This is a genomic window from Pseudomonas sp. KH_046_1 (assembly GCF_057839025.1).
In genome coordinates this window covers 5765150-5784820 of sequence record NZ_CM174481.1, presented here as the reverse complement: position 1 = coordinate 5784820, position 19671 = coordinate 5765150, and the positions used below count along the sequence as shown (strand labels likewise).

Genomic DNA, 19671 nt, shown 5'->3' with positions numbered 1-19671 from the left:
AGCTATGACCTCACGCGCCAGTTGAGGTCGGGTTTGATGCGGAAACATTGCGACTTAATAGGTCGCGCAGTTGATTTTTCTCGTCACTGCTCAGTTCGCTTTGACGTGCTTTCCTGAGAAGTTGTTCCAGGTTTCGCTCGCGTTGGCGCGCTGACAAGCTAGTTATGGTGTCGAAAAACTGTTGTTCAAGGTTGTCTCCCTCTATCAGCCATTCCTTTTCCGCCAGGGCCTTGAGCAAGCGACCTTGCTCCGTGCCATGCCAGCGCGCGATCAACTGAATTGAGTTTAGCTTGGGATTCTTTTGCACGGCTTCGAGCAGCGCCACCAGCAATTGCGTGTTGGTGTGATCCTCGGCGGCAAAGTGCCCGGCATCCTCGACTTTTTCGGCCAGCTGCGGGTGATGCAGCAGCGTGCGCAAAGCGGCGAGGGTTGGCGGCTCTACAGCGGCAGGCACCCGCGGGGCGCGAGGTTGATCGCGATCACCGCCACGTTTGCCATTTTTGTCCCAAGGTTTCTTGTCCCATTTCTTGCCTCCTGCACCGGGCTTCTTCGGCGTCCATTCCTGCTGCGGCACATACATTTCCTGCGCCTGCGGCTGATGATAGTCGCTGTAATCAGGCATCGCGTCGTAATCGATGCCCGGATCGTAGGCCGGTGGGGCTTCCTGTGGGGCGCTTTGGACCAGCTGACTCACGGCTTCGCCGCTCAGGCCGGTGATTTCGCTCAGGCGCTGACGCATCAGGATGCGCAGGTTGGCCCCGGGGACTTTATCGATCAGCGGTGCGGCGAGGGTAGCCATGTGGGCCTTGCCTTCGAGCGAGCGCGGATCGGCTTCTTCGGTCAGCTGCTGGAAGAAATAATCCGCCAATGGCTGCGCGTGCTGGTTGATTCGGGCACGAAAGGCGTCGGTGCCTTCGGAGCGGACCAGAGTGTCCGGGTCCTCGCCTTCGGGCAGGAACAGAAAGCGTGCGCGACGACCGTCCTGCAGGCTCGAGAGTGTCGCCTCCAGTGCTCGCCATGCCGCATTGCGGCCAGCCTGGTCGCCGTCGAAGCAGAACAGCACGCTGGGCACGACGCGAAACAGCCGCTTGAGGTGTTCCTCGCTGGTAGCGGTGCCCAGGGTCGCGACGGCGTTGCGCAGGCCTTGCTGGGCCAGGGCAATGACGTCCATGTAACCCTCGACGACGATGATCTCGTCGAGGTTGCGGTTGGTTTTGCGCGCTTCGTACAGGCCGTAGAGTTCCTGGCCTTTATGGAAAACCGGAGTTTCCGGGGAGTTCAGGTATTTCGGCTTGTCGTCGCCCAATACCCGGCCGCCGAAGGCGATGACGCGCCCGCGACTGTCGCGGATCGGAAACATCACGCGGTCGCGGAAGCGGTCGTAGCGTTTACCGCTTTCGGCGTTTTCGATCAGCAGGCCGGCATCGATCATGGCTTTTTGTTGCAGGGTATCGCTGCTCAAGTGCTTGAACAGGTTGTCCCAGCCAGGCGGAGCGAAACCCAGGCCGAAGTCCCGGGCGATTTCGCCGGTCAGCCCGCGACCTTTCAGGTATTCCACGGCGGCCTTGCGCGATGGGTGGCTTTTCAGGGCCTGGCGATAAAAGTCGGCAGCGGCGCTGAGTAGCGGATACAGCGGCGAATCGGTTGGCTGTCGCGGTTTGTGCGGGCGGCCGCTTTCTTCGCGGGGGATTTCCATGCCCGCGGCTTTGGCCAGTTCTTCGACAGCCTGGACGAAATCCAGGTTGTCGTGGTCCATGATGAAGCCGAGGGCGTTGCCGCCAGCGCCGCAGCCGAAGCAGTAATAGAACTGCTTGTCGGGGCTGACGCTGAACGACGGAGTCTTTTCCTTGTGGAACGGGCAGCAGGCGGTGTGGTTCTTGCCGGCCTTTTTCAATTGCAGGCGCGAGCTGACCACATCGACGATGTCGGTGCGGTTCAGAAGGTCGTCAATGAAGCTCTGGGGAATTAGCCCGGCCATGGCGTTCTCGTCATCTGCGCTGAAAGGATCCCGTAACGTACGGCGATCGAACGCGGTCATTGTTTGAGGCGCGCAAAGTGTGCGGCTCGACCAGTGTCGTCTGCGTAATCGCTGTCGGGAAGTGTATCTGCCGAAAATCCACTGACGTTAATGCCAATCAGTATTCGACTGTTTGAATGTGTTGCGCTGAATCCGCTATGGCCAATCATAGGCCCCGGATAGCTCATCATCTGGCACGCAAGCAGGTGCCTTGGGCTGATCGTCGTGAGAGGAATCAGTGGGTGTGCTCGTCAGTAGCCTTGAAAGGCTCGTCAGAAAAGACGTGCACCGCTGGCAAAAGAGCCAGGTCTGACGCGGTGAAGCAGATTTGTCTCGGTCGCGTCTGCGGCTTTGACGGTGAAGCATCAAGCGTTTTTACGCAAATGCCATAAGCCCGGCTGAGGGCCGGGCTTGGCAGAAGCTTGCTACGATCGTCTGTGTATTAGTACAGACGAACGGCGCGGCGCTGTTCGCGCTGAACTTTCTTGGCGTGACGCTTAACAGCGGCTGCTGCTTTGCGCTTACGCTCAGAAGTTGGCTTCTCGTAAAATTCGCGGCTACGAACTTCAGCCAGTACACCGGCTTTTTCGCAGGAGCGCTTGAAACGACGCAGAGCTACGTCGAAGGGTTCGTTCTCTTTTACTTTGACGGCTGGCATCCAGAGCTACCTTCATTCATTACCGGGGTCAACATCCTCGCGGCAAAAGAGCACTTGAAGACGTCGGTTTTTAAGGGTTGCGGATGTTAACCCCTCAACGCTCGGAATGCAAAGCCTCTGATCGAAAACCGCTGGTCGGGGCATCACGCGACGACTATTATGCGCGCCTTCGAATTCAGCCTAAACAAGGCGCAAACCCATGCTAGTACTGGGATTAGAAACCTCCTGCGACGAAACCGGTGTCGCATTATATGACAGTGAACGCGGCCTGCTGGCCGACGCATTGTTCAGTCAGATCGACCTGCACCGCGCCTATGGTGGCGTGGTGCCGGAGCTGGCTTCGCGCGATCACGTCAAACGCATGCTGCCCTTGATTCGTCAGGTGTTGGCCGAGGCCGACTGCGTGCCGACCGAGATCGATGCGATCGCCTACACCGCGGGTCCTGGCCTGGTCGGTGCCTTGCTGGTAGGGGCTTCCTGCGCTCAGGCGCTGGCCTTTGCCTGGGGCATTCCGGCCCTCGGCGTGCATCACATGGAAGGCCACTTGCTGGCGCCGATGCTGGAGTCGCAACCGCCGGAATTTCCGTTCGTCGCTTTGTTGGTGTCGGGTGGTCACACGCAACTGGTTCAGGTCGACGGAATCGGTCAGTACACGCTCCTGGGCGAGACCCTGGATGACGCTGCCGGCGAAGCCTTCGACAAGACGGCCAAGATGATGGGCCTCAATTATCCGGGCGGACCGGAGATCGCTCGCCTTGCAGAACAGGGCGTTGCAGGGCGTTTCGTCTTCCCGCGTCCGATGTGCGACCGTCCGGGTCTGGATTTCAGCTTCAGTGGCCTGAAAACCTTTGCGTTGAACACTTGGCAGCAGTGCGTCAGCGCCGGGGACGACAGCGAACAAGCCCGTTGCGACATCTCGCTGGCGTTCCAGCAGGCCGTGGTGGAGACTTTGACCATCAAGTGCAAGCGCTCCCTCAAGCAGGCAGGAATGAAGCGCCTGGTGATCGCTGGAGGTGTCAGCGCCAACAAGGCGTTGCGCTCTTCTTTGGAGAAGATGCTCGGCGACATGAAGGGCGACGTGTTTTATGCGCGCCCTGAGTTCTGCACCGATAATGGCGCAATGATCGCCTTTGCCGGCTGCCAGCGATTGCAGGCCGGTCAGCAGGAAAGCCTGGCGATCAGCGTACAGGCGCGCTGGCCGATGGAGCAGTTGTCGGCGCTTTGATGAGCGGTGCTCATGTCCGACTGCTAGAAATGCCGTTCGCGCCCGGCAAACAGGTCGCGTAGATTGCCTCGATGACGCCAGACGATCAGCCCGGTGAGTGCGCTCATGGGCAGCAGGGCGGCCGGTTCTTGCCAGGCCAGCAAAGGCAGGGTCAGCGGTGTGGCGATGAGGGCGGCCAGGGAGCTGGTGCGGGTCAGGTAGAACGTCAAGAGCCAGGCGCAGACCGCCAGAAGGGCTGCGGGCGGGTACAGTCCCAGCAACATGCCGGCAGCGGTGGCGACACCCTTGCCGCCGCGAAAGCGGAAGTACAACGGAAACAGATGGCCGATGACGGCATAGACGCCGATCCAGGCCTGTTCCTGCTGCGAAAGGCCCGCAAGGCGCGCAATCAGTACCGGCAGCAGGCCTTTGCAAAGGTCGCCGAGCAGGGTCAGGATGGCGAGTTTCTTGCCGGCCAGGCGCAACATGTTGGTGGCGCCGGCATTGCCCGAGCCGCTCATTCGCGGATCGGGGTTACCGGTCAGGCGGCTGAGCAAAATGGCAAAGGACAGAGAGCCGAGCAGGTAGGCGAGGATCGCCAATAACCAAAACATGCTAACTATTCCGGGCGAGGAAGCCCTGATTCTAACGGCGCATTGCGCCCTTGTCGTGTAGCGGAGAGAAGTGCTTGGACAGAGTGTTTATCGAGGGCCTGGAAGTCGACACGGTGATTGGTGCCTACGATTGGGAGCGGGGCATCCGACAGTGTTTGCGTCTTGATCTGAGCTTCGCCTGGGATAATCGCCCGGCCGCAGCCGGTGATGACCTGACCCTGGCGCTCGACTACGCCAGTGTTTCCTCACGCATCCAGGCGTTTGCCGAGCAGGCGCAATTCCAGCTGGTGGAAACCTTTGCCGAGCGCCTGGTTGAAGTGCTGATGAGCGAATTCAAGATCACCTGGATGCGCCTGAAGCTGACCAAACCCGGTGCTATCCCGGCTGCCACCGGCGGTGTGGGCGTGGAGATCGAGCGCGGATGTCGCTGACTCAGGTGTACCTTGGGCTCGGTAGCAATATCGAGCGTGAAGCCCATTTGCGGGCGGGGCTCGATGCATTGGCGGCGTTCCTTGTCGATATCCGCTGTTCGGCGGTGTTCGAAAGCCAGCCGGTGGGCATCAAGAGCGGGCCGTTCTTCAATTTCGTGGTGGCGGCGTATACCGATCTGCCGCTGATGGAGCTTGATCGTCGACTGAAGTTCATCGAGGCGGATAACGGTCGTTACGCACCGGATCGCCGAGGTTTGCCGCTGGATATCGACGTGTTGTTGTTCGGTGATCTGGTGGGCAACTTCGATGGCTTGATCTTGCCGCGGGCAGAAATTCTGAAAAATGCGTTCGTTTTGTGGCCGTTGTCGTTGATTGCGCCGGAGCGTGTGCATCCGGGTGTAGGCAAGAGCTTTGCGACTCTGTGGGGTGAAGCGCAGATTGATCAGGTGCTGGCGCCGGTGGCTTTCGAATGGCGCGGTGAGCAGCTGACACCTTCAGATTTGTTGTGACCTTACTGACGTCTTCGCGAGCCTGCTCGCGAAGCTTTTCAGATCGACGCGGTCTCTTTGTAGGCTTTCAAGGCTTTTAGCCGCTCGCGCTTGATCTCCTCCCCCAGTTCCGGGCCCTTGAAGCCTTTCTCCAGTAACGGCTGAACCGCCACGCTACGAGCTGCAGTTGCCGCGCCGCGCAAATAATCTGCCTGTGGATAACTTCTTTCTTCCAGCCCTTTGCGCCCACGCGCATCCATCTCGCAGGCCGCGATGAACTCCTCGAACCGCTGTGGGCGACGGTAAATGTCGAAGCTTTGCAGCAATTCCAGCAGTGTCGATGGCTTCAGCTCAAAGGCGCGATGCCCGTGGGTGTGATACTCGCCCACCAGTAGCGCCAGTTCCTGGCAGTCCCTCGGTACCTTGAAGCGTTCATTGACCGTTTTGATCAGCTTCAGACCTTTGAACTCGTGGGCAATGTGTCGCGGCCATTCTTCCTCTGGCGTCAGGCCTTTGCCCAGGTCATGCAGCAGACACGCCCAGCGCACGGTCAGCGGCTGTTTGTGTTGTGCTGTTTGCTGCAGCACGCTCAGGGTATGTGCGCCTGTATCGATTTCCGGGTGGTGGGCAGGTGGTTGCGGTACGCCAAATAGCGCATCGACCTCCGGCATCAGCACCTTGAGTGCGCCGCATGCACGCAAAACCTCCACAAATACCTGTGGCTGATCTTCCATCAGGGCGCGGGAAATTTCCTTCCAGCTGCGCTCCGGGGTCAGTGCTTCAAGCTCGCCTGACTCGCTGAGTTGGCGCATCAGCGCCAGGGTTTCCGGGGCGACGGTAAAACCCAGCGTCGCGTAGCGCGCCGCGAAGCGGGCAACACGCAGGACCCGGAGCGGATCTTCGGCAAATGCCGGGGAAACGTGGCGAAGCAGGCGTGCTTCGAGGTCGCGCTGGCCGTGGTACGGGTCGGTCAGGTTCTGCTGATCGTCTTCGGCCATGGCATTGATGGTCAGGTCGCGACGGATCAGGTCTTCTTCGAGGGTGACTTCAGGGCTGGCGTGAAAAGTGAACCCGCCGTAACCGCGCCCGCTTTTGCGCTCGGTGCGGGCGAGGGCGTATTCCTCACCGCTTTTGGGATGAAGGAACACCGGGAAATCCGCGCCCACCGGGCGAAAGCCCTTGGCGAGCATCTCTTCGGTCGTCGCGCCGACCACGACCCAGTCGATATCGGTAACCGGTTTGCCCAGCAGGCGATCACGTACCGCACCACCGACTTTATAAATCCGCATAAAAAACCTCCGTTAGCTCGACAGGATAACCGTTGCATCGAGCTTTCGGAGGCACAAACCGGATCAAAGATGGATGACGGCCAGGTCCAGGCGGCCGTAATCGCCTTCGCTGTGCTCGCTTCTGGGCGGCACATGATGGGTTTTCATGACCTGATCGCCCTGCAGGGTTTCCAGGTGAATGTCGAAACCCCAGAGGCGGTGCAAGTGCTTGAGCACTTCCTCGGTGGACTCTCCCAGCGGTTTGCGGTCGTGCTGTTGGTGGCGCAGGGTCAGGGAGCGGTCACCACGCCGGTCGATGCTGTATATCTGCACGTTGGGCTCGCGATTTCCCAGGTTGTACTGTGCCGCGAGGGTTTCACGGATGATGCGGTAGCCTCCTTCGTCGTGAATGGCGGGCACCAGCAGGTCGTCCTTCTGGTCGTCATCGAGAATGCTGAACAGCTTCAGGTCGCGGATCACCTTGGGCGACAGGTACTGCAGGATGAAGCTCTCATCCTTGAAGCTGCTCATGGCGAACTTGATGGCTGCCAGCCAGTCGGTGCCGGCAATATCCGGGAACCAGCGGCGATCTTCCTCGGTGGGTTCTTCGCACATGCGCCGGATGTCCCGGTACATGGCAAACCCGAGAGTGTAGGGGTTGATTCCGCTGTAGTAAGGGCTGTCGAAGCCCGGCTGAAAGACCACGCTGGTGTGGGATGTCAGGAACTCCATCATGAAGCCGTCGGTGACCAGGCCCTCGTCGTACAGGTCGTTCATCAGGGTGTAGTGCCAGAACGTGGCCCAGCCCTCGTTCATCACCTGGGTCTGGCGCTGTGGATAAAAATACTGGGCGATCTTGCGCACGATGCGCACGATTTCCCGCTGCCATGGCTCCAGCAGCGGCGCGTGTTTTTCAATGAAATACAGGATATTTTCCTGAGGTTCGGCGGGGAAGCGTGCGTTGTCCTTGTCGCTGTACTTGTCCGCGCCCTTGGGAATGGTGCGCCACAGATCGTTGATCTGTTTCTGTAGATGTTCTTCCCGGTCCTTTTGCCGGCGACGTTCTTCTTCCGCGGAGATCGGATAGGGGCGTTTGTAACGGTCGACGCCATAGTTCATCAGCGCATGGCAGGAGTCGAGCAGGTCCTCTACCGCATCGATACCGTGGCGTTCTTCGCATTGCATGATGTACTGCTTGGCAAACACCAGGTAATCGATGATCGAACTGGCGTCAGTCCAGGTGCGGAACAGGTAGTTGCCTTTGAAAAAGCTGTTGTGCCCGTAGCAGGCATGGGCCACCACCAGCGCCTGCATGCAGATGGTGTTTTCTTCCATCAGGTAGGCGATGCATGGGTCGGAGTTGATCACGATCTCGTACGCCAGCCCCATCTGGCCGCGGGTGTAGGACTTTTCGGTGCTGAGGAAGTGCTTGCCGTAGGACCAGTGGTGATAACCCAGCGGCATACCGACCGAGGCGTAGGCGTCCATCATTTGCTCGGCGGTGATCACTTCGATCTGGTTGGGGTACGTATCGAGTGCGTAGCCAGCCGCAATACGACTGATTTCGCGGTCGTAGGCCTGGATCAGCTCGAACGTCCATTCGGAGCCGGTGGAAATGGGTTGGCGTTTCTGCTCTTTGGCGGTCATGTCACTAACCTGCGCTGGAAGAGTTCACGGAAGACCGGATAGATATCCCCGGCCGAGACCAGTTGTTGCTGGGCAAAAGTGTCGGAAAAGGCTTCGGCGATGCGCTCGTACTCGAACCACAGGGCCTGGTGTTCGCGCGGGGTGATCTCAACGTAAGTGTAGTACTGCACGAATGGCATGATCTGGTTGATCAGGATGTCGCGGCAGATCGGAGAGTCGTCGTTCCAGTTGTCACCGTCGGAGGCTTGGGCGGCATAGATGTTCCACTCGTTGCTCGGATAACGCTCGGCCATGATCTCCTGCATCAGTTTCAGGGCGCTGGAGACGATGGTGCCGCCGGTTTCCCGGGAGTAGAAAAACTCTTCTTCATCCACTTCGCGGGCGCTGGTGTGATGGCGGATGAACACGACGTCGATCTTTTCGTAGTTACGCTTGAGAAACAGGTACAGCAGGATAAAGAAGCGCTTGGCGATGTCCTTGGTCGCCTGGGTCATCGAGCCGGACACATCCATCAGGCAGAACATCACGGCCTTGGAACTGGGGTTGGGTTGTTTGATGAGCAGGTTGTACTTGAGGTCGAATGTGTCGAGAAACGGTATGCGGTGAATGCGCGCGCTGAGTTTTTCGATTTCTGCTTCGATTTCCTGAATATCGCCGAAGTTGTCCGGTTCTTCCTGCTTGAGTCGCAGAAGTTCCTCTTTGGCTTCGCGCAGTTTTGCCCGGCTGCTGCCGGACAGGGCGATTCGCCGGGCGTGGGCTGAACGCAGGGTGCGGATGATGTTGATCCGCGACGGGTTGCCCTCGTTGCTGATCCCGGCGCGCACGGTCTTGAAGGTGTCGGTGCCGGTCAGGTTGCGCTTGACCAGGTTGGGCAGTTCGAGGTCCTCGAACATGAATTCGAGAAATTCTTCCTGGGTGATCTGGAAGACGAATTCGTCCATCCCTTCGCCGGAATTGCCAGCCTTGCCGGGGCCTCGACCACCACCGCCTCCCGGTGGACGGGCGATATGTTCGCCGCTGGTGAATTCCTTGTTGCCCGGGTGCACGACCGTCTGCTTGCCACCGCGACCGTGGTGAAGCACCGGCTCGTCGATGTCGCGACCGGGAATGCTGATTTGTTCGCCGTGTTCCATATCGGTAATGGAGCGCCGGCTGACCGCCTCTTCGACAGCCTTTTTGATGTGATCACGGTAGCGCCGCAGAAACCGCTGGCGGTTCACCGTGCTCTTGTTCTTGCCATTGAGACGTCGGTCGATCACATAGCTCATGACTGCTCCTTAGAAGCTGTCCTGAAAGGGGCGAGCGGTGATGCAGCAAAGGACTGAGAGCCAAGGGATGTACGACGCTCCCCCAAGCGCTGTGGATGCTGCTTGAACTCGCTACCGACTTTCGAACACCTTCCAGAGGCTTGTGTAACAGAAAATGCATACACAGGCCTCTGGCTGACGACAACCGGTCTGACCGGCAGCGGGTTATTGTGATTTTCTGACCCGCAGGTACCACTCGGACAGCAGTCGTACCTGTTTGTCGGTGTAGCCCCGCTCGACCATTCGTGTGACGAAGTCGTTGTGTTTCTGCTGGTCCTCTTTGCTGGCCTTGGCATTGAAGCTGATGACTGGCAGCAGGTCCTCGGTGTTGGAGAACATTTTCTTCTCGATGACCACCCGCAGTTTTTCGTAGCTGAGCCAGGTCGGGTTCTTGCCGTTGTTGTTGGCCCGGGCGCGCAGGACGAAGTTGACGATTTCGTTGCGGAAGTCCTTCGGATTGCTGATGCCGGCCGGTTTTTCGATTTTCTCCAGTTCTTCGTTCAACGCTACGCGGTTGAGGATCTCGCCGGTCTCCGGGTCGCGATATTCCTGGTCCTGGATCCAGAAGTCGGCGTACAGCACATAACGATCGAAAATGTTCTGGCCGTACTCGCTGTAGGACTCGAGGTAGGCAGTCTGGATCTCCTTGCCGATGAATTCGATGTAGCGCGGTGCCAGGTACTCCTTGAGGAAGCGCAGATAGCGTTCGCGGGTCTCGGCCTGGAACTGTTCCTGCTCGATCTGTTGTTCCAGCACGTAGAGCAAGTGCACCGGGTTGGCGGCAATTTCATGCGGATCGAAGTTGAACACCTTCGACAGGATCTTGAACGCGAAGCGGGTCGAGAGTCCGTTCATGCCTTCGTCGACGCCCGCATTGTCGCGGTATTCCTGGATCGACTTGGCTTTCGGATCGGTGTCCTTGAGGTTCTCGCCGTCGTACACGCGCATCTTCGAGTAGATGTTGGAGTTTTCCGGTTCCTTGAGGCGCGAGAGCACGGTGAACTGGGCCAGCATCTTCAGGGTATCCGGCGCGCAATGCGCCTTGGCCAGCGAACTGTTGAACAGCAGCTTGTCGTAGATCTTCACTTCGTCACTGACCCGCAGGCAGTACGGCACTTTGACGATGTAGATCCGGTCGATGAAGGCTTCGTTGTTCTTGTTGTTGCGGAAGGTGTGCCACTCCGATTCGTTGGAGTGCGCCAGCAGGATCCCGGTGAACGGAATCGCGCCGAGGCCTTCGGTACTGTTGTAGTTGCCTTCCTGGGTGGCGGTCAGCAGTGGGTGCAGCACCTTGATCGGTGCCTTGAACATTTCGACGAATTCCATCAGGCCCTGGTTGGACCGGCACAGTGCGCCCGAGTAGCTGTATGCATCAGCGTCGTTCTGTGGGAATTCTTCCAGTTTGCGGATATCGACCTTACCCACCAGTGCCGAGATGTCCTGGTTGTTTTCATCGCCTGGTTCGGTCTTGGCCACGGCGATCTGGTTGAGGATCGACGGATAGAGTTTCACCACGCGGAACTGACTGATGTCGCCACCGAATTCGGCCAGGCGCTTGGTCGCCCATGGCGACATGATGGTGTTGAGGTAGCGCCGTGGAATGCCGAAGTCTTCCTCGAGGATCGCTCCATCTTCAGTGGAGTTGAACAGACCCAGGGGCGACTCGAAAACCGGCGAGCCCTTGATGGCATAGAAGGGCACTTTTTCCATCAGTTGCTTGAGCTTCTCGGCCAGGGACGATTTACCACCACCGACAGGGCCGAGCAGGTAAAGGATCTGTTTCTTCTCTTCCAGGCCCTGAGCGGCATGGCGGAAATACGACACGATCTGGTCGATGCATTCTTCCATCCCGTGGAAGTCTTCAAAGGCCGGATAGCGGCGGATGACCTTGTTGGAGAAGATGCGCGACAGTCTCGAGTTGGTCGAGGTGTCGAGCAGTTCCGGTTCACCGATGGCCAGTAGCAGACGCTCGGCGGCGGAAGCGTAGGCGCTGCGGTCTTTTTTGCACAGTTCCAGATACTCTTGCAGAGAGAGTTCTTCCTGGCGTGTGGACTCGAAGCGTTGTTGGAAGTGGCTAAAGATACTCATGACGTCACCTCGCTCGATACGTGGAGCCGACGCCGGATCACTCAGTCGATGCTGGCAGCAACCGAACAGGCGATTGCTGTTTACCCCCCAGAACTCTCCCGGAGCTGACTACTCCGAAAGCTACTCCCGATGACCCGTGCGCCGGTGTACCGGCTCTCCCCTGTTTTGGATGGCCTGGGCTTAAGGATAGTTGGGAATTCGGGAGGTAAAGGCGAGATACGTAATTAGTTGTGGCAGACCGTTCGTCTGCCACCGCGCCAGCCCGCGGGAGCCGGGGCCTGCAACGTTACAAAAAAATTATTCAGTGGTGCCTTGCGCCGTTTCCGCAGGATACGTCGTACGCCACAACTCGAATCCGCCATCCATGCTGTAGACGTCGGAGAAGCCCTGGCTGATCAGGTAAGCGGCCGCGCCCTGGCTGGAATTGCCGTGATAGCAGACCACCACGGTCGGTGCATCGAGGTCGGCGCCCTGGATGAAGGCGTGCAGGGAATGGTTGTCCAGATGCTTCGAGCCTGCGATGTGCAGGGCGGCAAATGTGGCCGGGTCGCGGACGTCGACCACCACTGCGCCTTGTTCGCGCAGGGCCTGGGCCTGTTCCGGGGGGATACGTTTGAATTCGCTCATGGCGGGCTCCTGTGGCTCGGCTGAATGGGCAGTCTAGCGCGGGGCGCTGACTGGCGATGTTTGGAGAATGGATGAGGCGACTGGCGGCACGGCATGGCCGTGTTCGTCGCATTTGCAGGACAGGCGCTCAAAGCTGTCGACGTTCATCAGGGTCAGGGCGCCGCCCCAGACACAGCCTGTATCGAGCGCCGAAATACCCGGCTCTTCGACGTTGCCTTCCAGTGCTGCCCAGTGACCGAAGATGATTTTCAGATCCTTGGTCTTGCGTTCCTTGTGCTGGAACCAGGGTTTGTAGCCAGGTGGTGCGGTATCGAGGCCTTCCTTGCTCTTGAGGTCGAGTTTGCCTTCGGCTGTGCAAAAGCGCATGCGCGTGAAATAGTTGGTGATCACCCGCAGGCGCGTCACGCCTTTGAGGTCGCTGTCCCATTTCGCCGGATCGTTGCCGTACATGCCATCGAGGTAGGGCGGCAACAGGTTGTCGTCGCGCAAGGCAGTCTCGACTTCGGCAGCATATTTCAAGGCTTTGCGCAGCGACCATTGGGGTGGAATGCCGGCATGGACCAGTGCAACGTTGCGCTGTTCGTCATAGTGCATGAGCTTTTGCTGGCGCACCCATTCGAGCAGTTCGGCGCAATCCGGCGCTTCAATGATCTCGCGCAGGGTATCGGCCTTCTTCAGGCGTTCGATGTTGCGTCCGGCCGCCAGCAGGTGCAGGTCGTGGTTGCCGAGCACGCACACCAGCGATTCGCGGATGCTGTAGAGAAAGCGCAAGGTTTCCAGAGACTGCGGCCCACGGTTGACCAGGTCGCCCACCAGCCACAGACGATCCCGTTGTGGGTCGAACGCCACTTGCTTGAGCAGGCATTGCAGGGCTTGAAGGCAGCCTTGCAGGTCACCGACAGCGTACGTTGCCATCAGTGCAGGGCTCCGGGCACCGCCAGGCGGAAGGGCGCGATGATGGCATCGAAATGTTTGCCGTCGTCGGACAGCATTTGATAGGTGCCTTGCATGGTGCCGACCTTGGTGGTCATGACCGTGCCGCTGCTGTAGGTGTGGCTCTTGCCGGGCTCGATCAACGGTTGTTGGCCGACTACACCTGCGCCGCGCACTTCTTCGACATGCCCGTCACCATCGGTGATGACCCAGTGCCGTGAAAGCAGTTTGGCGGGCATTTCGCCATTGTTTTGCACGGTGATGGTGTAGGCGAAGGCAAAGCGGTCGTGCTCGGGTTGCGATTGTTCTGCCAGATAGCGGGTGACGACGCTGACGTCGATCTGATAACGAGGATCGGACATGCAAGGGGCCTTAAAAACGAAGCGGGACGCGGGGCGTAGCTGATGGAGTTCAGTCTAGGCCAAGTATCGGGTAGTAGACCAGAGTGGCGTCCTACCCGATAGCGCTCATCGCCTGTCAGTCAGCGGCAGGCTTTTGTTCGCTGAGCTTGTCAGCCAGGCGCACGAAGGCAGCCAGGTCGAGTTGCTCGGGACGCAGGCTGCCATCGACGCCGGCGGCTTCGATTTCGGCGTTGCTCAGCAGCAGCTTGAGGGTATTGCGCAGTGTTTTGCGGCGCTGGTTGAAGGCTTCGCGCACGACGCGCTCCAGCAAGCGGTGATCCTTGGCCGGGTGCGGCAGTACCGCGTGGGGTACCAGGCGCACGATGGCCGAATCGACTTTCGGCGGCGGGTTGAACGCGCCCGGGCCGACGTTGAACAGGTGCTCGACCCGGCAATGGTACTGAACCATGATCGACAAGCGACCCCAGTCACCACCACCAGGGCCGGCCGCCAGGCGCTCGACCACTTCCTTTTGCAGCATGAAGTGCATGTCGCGGATCAGGTGCGAGTTGTGCAGCAGGTGAAAAATCAGCGGCGTGGAGATGTTGTACGGCAGGTTGCCGACCACTCGCAGGCTGCCTGGTGCGGCATTCAGGCTGTTGAAGTCGAACTTCAGTGCATCGCCCTGATGCAGGTTGAAGTTGCTCTTGCCGGCAAACTGCTGGTTGAGGATCGGGATCAGGTCTTTATCCAGTTCCACCACGTCGAGTTGCGCGCCGCTGCTGAGCAGGCCTTGGGTCAGTGCACCCTGGCCCGGGCCGATTTCCAGCAGGCGGTCTTCTGCCTTGGCATGAATGGAACGCAGGATGCGGTCGATAACGCCGGCGTCGTGCAGGAAGTTCTGGCCAAAGCGTTTGCGCGCCTTGTGTTGGTAGTGCTCGGTCATAAACGGGTCTCGGCCATCTGGTAGGCGGTTTCCAGGGCGACTTGCAGGCTGCCGGTGTCGATCTTGCCGCTGCCGGCCAGGTCCAGGGCGGTGCCGTGGTCGACCGAGGTGCGGATAATCGGCAAGCCAAGGGTCACGTTGACTGCCGCGCCGAAGCCTTTGTACTTCAGCACCGGCAGGCCCTGGTCGTGGTACATCGCCAGCACCGCATCGCAGTGCTTCAGATATTTGGGGGTAAACAGAGTGTCGGCGGGCAGGGGGCCACGAAGGTCCATGCCCTCGCCGCGCAGGCGCTCTAATGTGGGTTCGATGATATCGATTTCTTCATGGCCCAGGTGTCCGCCCTCGCCGGCGTGGGGGTTGAGCCCGCAGACCAGGATGCGTGGCTGGGCGATGCCGAACTTGTTTTGCAGGTCGGCGTGCAGGATTCGCGTGACGCGTTCCAGGCGCTCCGGCGTGATTGCATCGGCAATCTCGCGAAGGGGCAGGTGAGTGGTCACCAGGGCCACGCGCAAACCGCGTGTGGCCAGCATCATCACCACTTGCGCGGTGTGGGTCAGGTCGGCGAGAAATTCCGTGTGCCCGGAAAAGGCGATCCCGGATTCGTTGATCACACCTTTGTGCACCGGCGCGGTAATCATGCCGGCAAAATCTCCGCTCAGGCAGCCTTGACCGGCGCGGGTCAGGGTTTCCAGAACGAAGGCAGCGTTGGCCTTGTCCAGTTGTCCGGCGACGACCTTGGCATTGAGCGGTGTATCCCAGACATACAGGCTGTTGGCTGGCGCGGGTGCATCCGGCCAGTTGTCCGGTGTGACCGGCAGCAAGTCGACAGCCACGCCCAGTTGCGCGGCCCGCTCTATGAGCAGGTCGCGGCTGGTAATGGCAATCAGGGGATGGGGCTGGGCTTGCGAGGCGAGCAGCAGGCACAGGTCGGGACCTATGCCGGCCGGTTCACCGGGTGTCAGCGCGAAACGTTGGGGTTTCACTGCGCAGCCTGGTCGGCGCCAGGGAGTTTGATTTCCACGTACGCTTCGTCACGGATCTGACGCAGCCAGGTTTGCAGCTCTTCGTCGTATTTGCGGTTACGCAAAACGGTCATTGCTTGCTGCTCGCGAGCCTGTGAGGTGCTGTCGGTGGCGCGACGGCCAAGGACTTCCAGGACATGCCAGCCGTATTGAGTCTGGAACGGCTTGGACAGCTGACCTTGCGGGGTCGTGGCCATCACTTCGCGGAACTCGGGCACCAGTGCGTTCGGGTCGATCCAGTTCAGGTCGCCGCCGTTGAGGGCAGAACCCGGGTCTTCCGAGTAGCTTTTCGCCAGCTCGCCGAAATCTTCGCCAGCCTCGATACGGCTGTAGAGCGACTCAGCCAGGGCCTTGGTTTTCGCTTCGTCGCGGATCGGGCTCGGTTTGACCAGGATGTGGCGCACATGCACTTCGTCGCGCATCTGGGTCTGGCCGCCACGCTTTTCGAGGACCTTCAGGATGATGAAGCCGCCCGGTGTGCGCATTGGCTGGGTGACATCACCCACCGGCATGGTGCTCAGCAGCCGATCGAACGGCGGAGGCAATTGAGCGGCTTTACGCCAGCCCATGTCACCACCTTCCAGTGCGGTTTCGCTGGCGGACTTGGCGATTGCCAACTGACCGAAGTCAGCGCCTTGCTTGAGCTGCTGGTAAATTGCATCGGCCTGTTTGGCTGCATTCTGAATCGCGTCGGAGTTGGCGCTTTCCGGCGTAGGAATCAGGATGTTGGCCAGGTGGAACTCTTCGGACAGCTGCATTTTGCCCAGGTCGGACGCCAGGAAGTTCTTCACTTCCTGCTCGGAGACCTGAATGCGTTCTGCGACCCGACGCTGGCGCACACGGCTGATGACCATTTCGCGACGAATCTGCTCACGCGCGTCGTCGTAGGACAGGCCGTCGCGAGTCAGGGCGGCGCGGAACTGCTCGACCGACATGTTGTTGCGCTGGGCAATGGTGCCGACAGCCTGGTTCAACTCTTCATCGGTAATGCGGATGCCGGAACGCTCGCCGATCTGCAATTGCAGGTTTTCGACGATCAGGCGCTCAAGTACCTGCTGCTCCAGCACGCTGGCCGGCGGCACGGCAGAGCCGCGCTTGGCAATGGTTTGCTGAACTTCATGAACGCGTTGGTCCAGTTGGCTCTGCATGACCACGTCGTTGTCGACGATGGCCACCACTTTATCGATGGACTGTACGGCGGCACTGGCCGCCGTACTCAGGAACAGCGCGCCCAGCATCAGCGGGCGCAAACAATCAGAAAGCTTGGTCTTCACGTTCACGATAACCTTGAATGCCTTTGTCGAGGAAGCTCTCTGCCTTGGAGCCGGTGAGGCCGCCGAGTCCCTTCAGAACAATTTGGAGGAAGACGCCATGGTCGCCTTTTTCGTTTTGCGGTGCTTCCTGACTGAACTCGTCATAGGAGACCCAGTAACGGTTGATCAGGCGCAGTTTCCAGCAGCAGCTGTCGTACTCGAAACCACCGAAGGCTTCCAGGGTACGGTTGCGGTTGTAGTCATACTGCCAACGGCTGATAGCGCTCCATTGCGGCACGATCGGCCAGATCACCGAGAAGTCGTGCTGTTCGATCTTGTAGTAATCCTTCACATAGCCAGGAGTGCCAGGGGTGCCGTAGTCACCACCGAACTGCCATTGACCGGTGTTCTGGTTGTAGATCACCTGGTCGTTACGATAGCGATATCCGGCGTTGATAACCTTGTTCGGGTTGTCTTCAGGCTGGTAGTGGAACATCGCGCTGCCCGAACGAGGGCTGTGGCTGTCCGGGTCCCAGTTGTAGTCGGCCGTGGTACGCCAGTCGCGGTTCCAGCGGTATTCGTATTCCAGTGCGTACGGCGAAACGCTGGCTTGGGCATCGGCGCGGAGTTTTGGATTGACACCCGGCAACTGGACTTCGCGGTCCTTGAAGTACAGGGCCTGGCCTACGCTGAGGCGTTGACGTTCGAAACCGTTATCTTCGATCCAGCGGTTAGTGACGCCCAGCGACAGTTTGTTCTCGTCGCCGACACGGTCGGAGCCGGAGAAACGGTTGTCACGGAACAGCGACGCGTAGTTGAACGTGTATTCGCTGGTGTCGAATACCGGGATGTCTACCTGGTCGACCTCAGGCACGTACAGGTAGAACAGGCGTGGTTCGAGGGTCTGGCGATAGTTCTTGCCGAACCATTGGGTATTGCGATCGAAGTAGAGGCCGCTGTCGATGCTGGCGATCGGCACTCCGCGATTTTGGTTGCTGTCGAACTGACCATTGAAATTTTCAGTCCCGGTTGCAGCTGCGTTTTGATTCTGCTGCACAATTTGACTTTTACCAGTACTGTCCAGATCCAGTTGGTACTGGGTGTATTGGTACTTGAGCTTCGGTGTCAGGAAGCCGTACGTCGTGTTCATTGGCAGGCTGATGGCGGGCGCGAGATTCAAGCGGTCGCCATTGGCGCGAGCCAGGCCTTGAATGTTGTTATCAATACGGGGAGAGCCGACGCCGTCCTCGTCAAAGTATGTCCCGCTCTGCAGATCCCGGTCAAACCGTACGAGTTCGGTGTTGTACGTGAAGTCCAGGCCTTCCGGATGATAAGGCAGCATACCGTCGAGGGTGAGCTGCGGCAGACGGTCGTACGGCGTAATGTTCGACACGGTCGCCAGTTGGTATGCCTGGGCGTTCACGCGAGCGGTATAGCTGTCGCCGCGATAGGTGACAGAGCCCTGCTGGTTCACATAGTCGCTGCTTTTCACGCCAATCTGGTCGGTCTGCAGATCCTGGAAGTAATACGGATCGCTGATCTTGGTGTAGTCGACTTGCGTGAGCGTTCGCGAGTCGAGACCACCCTTGTGCTGCCAGTTGTACATGTAGCGGGTTGTTTCGGCGTCGGTCTGCTTGTCGCGTTCGTCGCTTTCGTCGTTGAGGTACGCTGCGCCGAACTGGCCTTCGCTGGACTTGGTCAGGTAGCGGAATTCGCCTTCCATCAACAAGCCGTGCTTTTCCATGTAGCGCGGGTACAACGTGGCATCGTAGTTCGGCGCCAGGTTGAAGTAGTACGGGGTGACCAGCATGAAGCCGGTATCGCTGCCGGTGCCGATGGTCGGCGGCAGGAAGCCGGACTGGCGACGGTCGTCGATCGGGAAATAGATGTACGGCGTGTACAGGACCGGAATGTCCTTGACCCGCAGCGTTACGTTGGTCGCCGTACCGAAACCGGTGGCCGGGTTCAGGGTGATGTTGTTGCCTTTGAGCTGCCAGGCGTTGCTGTTCGGTTCGCACGTGGTGTACGTACCATCCTTGAGGCGGATGATCGCGTTCTCGGCACGTTTGGCGTACAGCGCATTACCGCGGATGCGCGATTTGTGCATCACGTATTCGGCGTTGTCGACCTTGGCTTCACCGGTGTCGAGCTGCACGTCGGCATGGTCGCCGACGATCAGTGCGCCGTTGTCGCGAATGCGCACGTTACCGTTCAGCTCGCCACGGCTCTCGGCCTGGTACAGGTTGGCTTCGTCGGCTTCGACCTGCATGCTGCCCTGACGCATGACAACGTCGCCTGCCAGGGTCGCAACTTGCTCATCCTGCTTATAGCGGGAGGCTTTTGCGCCGATAAAGGTTGGAGCGTCACTTTGATTCGTCTTGTCATCCATGCCAGGACGAATCGGTTCGATATAGGAACCGGAGCAATAAGGACCGGTTTCGGCCAATTGTGCGGCGGTAAGCTGCTCGCGGGGAACCCAGTCGAGGTGGCTGTAGTCTGCGCTACGCGACTTCAGGCCACGGCCTTTGGATTCGGTGACCAGCACCGGCTTGGCGCCGGTATCTTCGCTGGAGCCGTTCTGGGCCGGGGCTTCGCCGGTGGCGGAAACTGCGCTGCCATCATGAACGGGACGCGGTGGCAATGCAGCCGCCGGCGACTTTGGTGCACAGTCCCAGGAACCCGAAGCAGAGACTGAGCAGTCAAACTGTTCCGCGGCGACCACGTAGGAAGTGGCAAGGGGTTGCAGCGCCAGCAAACTGCCGGTAACCAACAACGGAAATTTTTTACGAAACGCGGGGGATTTCAATGCCATCTTATTAGTCCG

Annotated in this window: 17 protein-coding genes; 3 read left to right on the top strand and 14 right to left on the bottom strand. The window is 59.3% G+C overall.

Features of this window, described 5'->3' with window-relative positions; all coding sequences use genetic code 11:
- Positions 1 to 10: 10 nt before the first annotated feature.
- Both dnaG and rpsU read right to left on the bottom strand, forming a co-directional pair.
- Positions 11 to 1978, bottom strand: coding sequence for a DNA primase (dnaG, locus tag AC3IT9_RS26575; RefSeq protein WP_150725193.1), 1968 nt, complete (start codon positions 1976 to 1978; stop codon positions 11 to 13).
- A 481-nt stretch (positions 1979 to 2459) separates the two neighbouring features.
- On the bottom strand, positions 2460 to 2675 hold the full coding sequence (rpsU, locus tag AC3IT9_RS26570; protein ID WP_002551877.1) for a 30S ribosomal protein S21: 216 nt from the start codon (positions 2673 to 2675) through the stop codon (positions 2460 to 2462).
- 199 nt (positions 2676 to 2874) lie between these two features.
- Here rpsU and tsaD point away from each other — a divergent pair, with 199 nt between their 5' ends.
- On the top strand, positions 2875 to 3900 hold the full coding sequence (gene tsaD / locus AC3IT9_RS26565) for a tRNA (adenosine(37)-N6)-threonylcarbamoyltransferase complex transferase subunit TsaD (RefSeq protein ID WP_150725194.1): 1026 nt from the start codon (positions 2875 to 2877) through the stop codon (positions 3898 to 3900).
- Positions 3901 to 3923: 23 nt separating this feature from the next.
- Here the strand turns inward: tsaD and plsY are convergent, their stop codons facing one another.
- Positions 3924 to 4493 carry a glycerol-3-phosphate 1-O-acyltransferase PlsY gene (gene plsY, locus AC3IT9_RS26560; RefSeq protein ID WP_008051600.1) on the bottom strand — a complete coding sequence of 190 codons (570 nt, stop codon included), beginning with the start codon at positions 4491 to 4493 and terminating at the stop codon, positions 3924 to 3926.
- A gap of 74 nt (positions 4494 to 4567) precedes the next feature.
- Here plsY and folB point away from each other — a divergent pair, with 74 nt between their 5' ends.
- Positions 4568 to 4924, top strand: coding sequence for a dihydroneopterin aldolase (folB, locus tag AC3IT9_RS26555; protein WP_008017405.1), 357 nt, complete (start codon positions 4568 to 4570; stop codon positions 4922 to 4924).
- On the top strand, positions 4915 to 5433 hold the full coding sequence (folK, locus tag AC3IT9_RS26550; RefSeq protein ID WP_489271358.1) for a 2-amino-4-hydroxy-6-hydroxymethyldihydropteridine diphosphokinase: 519 nt from the start codon (positions 4915 to 4917) through the stop codon (positions 5431 to 5433). The genes folB and folK overlap by 10 nt, the downstream gene beginning before the upstream one ends.
- 38 nt (positions 5434 to 5471) lie before the next feature.
- On the opposite strand, the gene AC3IT9_RS26545 is transcribed toward folK, so the two are convergent.
- The 11 genes from AC3IT9_RS26545 to AC3IT9_RS26495 form a co-directional block, all read right to left on the bottom strand.
- Positions 5472 to 6701: a multifunctional CCA addition/repair protein gene (locus AC3IT9_RS26545; protein ID WP_489271357.1), complete on the bottom strand. Its 1230-nt coding sequence runs from the start codon at positions 6699 to 6701 to the stop codon at positions 5472 to 5474.
- Between the two features lie 63 nt (positions 6702 to 6764).
- Positions 6765 to 8327, bottom strand: a complete 1563-nt coding sequence (locus tag AC3IT9_RS26540; RefSeq protein ID WP_150725197.1) for a SpoVR family protein — start codon at positions 8325 to 8327, stop codon at positions 6765 to 6767.
- The gene (locus AC3IT9_RS26535) at positions 8324 to 9595 is read right to left on the bottom strand and encodes a YeaH/YhbH family protein (protein ID WP_007993202.1); all 1272 of its coding nucleotides are present in this window, start codon (positions 9593 to 9595) and stop codon (positions 8324 to 8326) included. Before AC3IT9_RS26535 ends, AC3IT9_RS26540 begins: the two co-directional genes overlap by 4 nt.
- Positions 9596 to 9799: 204 nt before the next feature.
- Positions 9800 to 11722, bottom strand: coding sequence for a PrkA family serine protein kinase (locus AC3IT9_RS26530; RefSeq protein ID WP_007982655.1), 1923 nt, complete (start codon positions 11720 to 11722; stop codon positions 9800 to 9802).
- 297 nt (positions 11723 to 12019) lie between these two features.
- Positions 12020 to 12349 (bottom strand): thiosulfate sulfurtransferase GlpE, encoded by a 330-nt coding sequence (gene glpE / locus AC3IT9_RS26525; RefSeq protein WP_008051614.1) that lies wholly within the window; start codon positions 12347 to 12349, stop codon positions 12020 to 12022.
- 33 nt (positions 12350 to 12382) lie between these two features.
- Entirely contained in the window at positions 12383 to 13264 is an 882-nt protein-coding gene (locus tag AC3IT9_RS26520) for a symmetrical bis(5'-nucleosyl)-tetraphosphatase (RefSeq protein WP_150725198.1), read from the bottom strand.
- Entirely contained in the window at positions 13264 to 13644 is a 381-nt protein-coding gene (apaG, locus tag AC3IT9_RS26515) for a Co2+/Mg2+ efflux protein ApaG (protein WP_489271356.1), read from the bottom strand. Before apaG ends, AC3IT9_RS26520 begins: the two co-directional genes overlap by 1 nt.
- A gap of 115 nt (positions 13645 to 13759) precedes the next feature.
- Positions 13760 to 14569: a 16S rRNA (adenine(1518)-N(6)/adenine(1519)-N(6))-dimethyltransferase RsmA gene (gene rsmA, locus AC3IT9_RS26510; protein WP_046039480.1), complete on the bottom strand. Its 810-nt coding sequence runs from the start codon at positions 14567 to 14569 to the stop codon at positions 13760 to 13762.
- A complete protein-coding gene (pdxA, locus tag AC3IT9_RS26505; protein WP_489271355.1) occupies positions 14566 to 15555 on the bottom strand; it encodes a 4-hydroxythreonine-4-phosphate dehydrogenase PdxA in 990 nt (329 codons plus the stop codon). Before pdxA ends, rsmA begins: the two co-directional genes overlap by 4 nt.
- On the bottom strand, positions 15552 to 16868 hold the full coding sequence (gene surA, locus AC3IT9_RS26500; protein WP_150725202.1) for a peptidylprolyl isomerase SurA: 1317 nt from the start codon (positions 16866 to 16868) through the stop codon (positions 15552 to 15554). Before surA ends, pdxA begins: the two co-directional genes overlap by 4 nt.
- On the bottom strand, positions 16849 to 19659 hold the full coding sequence (locus AC3IT9_RS26495; protein WP_489271354.1) for an LPS-assembly protein LptD: 2811 nt from the start codon (positions 19657 to 19659) through the stop codon (positions 16849 to 16851). Before AC3IT9_RS26495 ends, surA begins: the two co-directional genes overlap by 20 nt.
- Between the last annotated feature and the right edge of the window lie 12 nt (positions 19660 to 19671).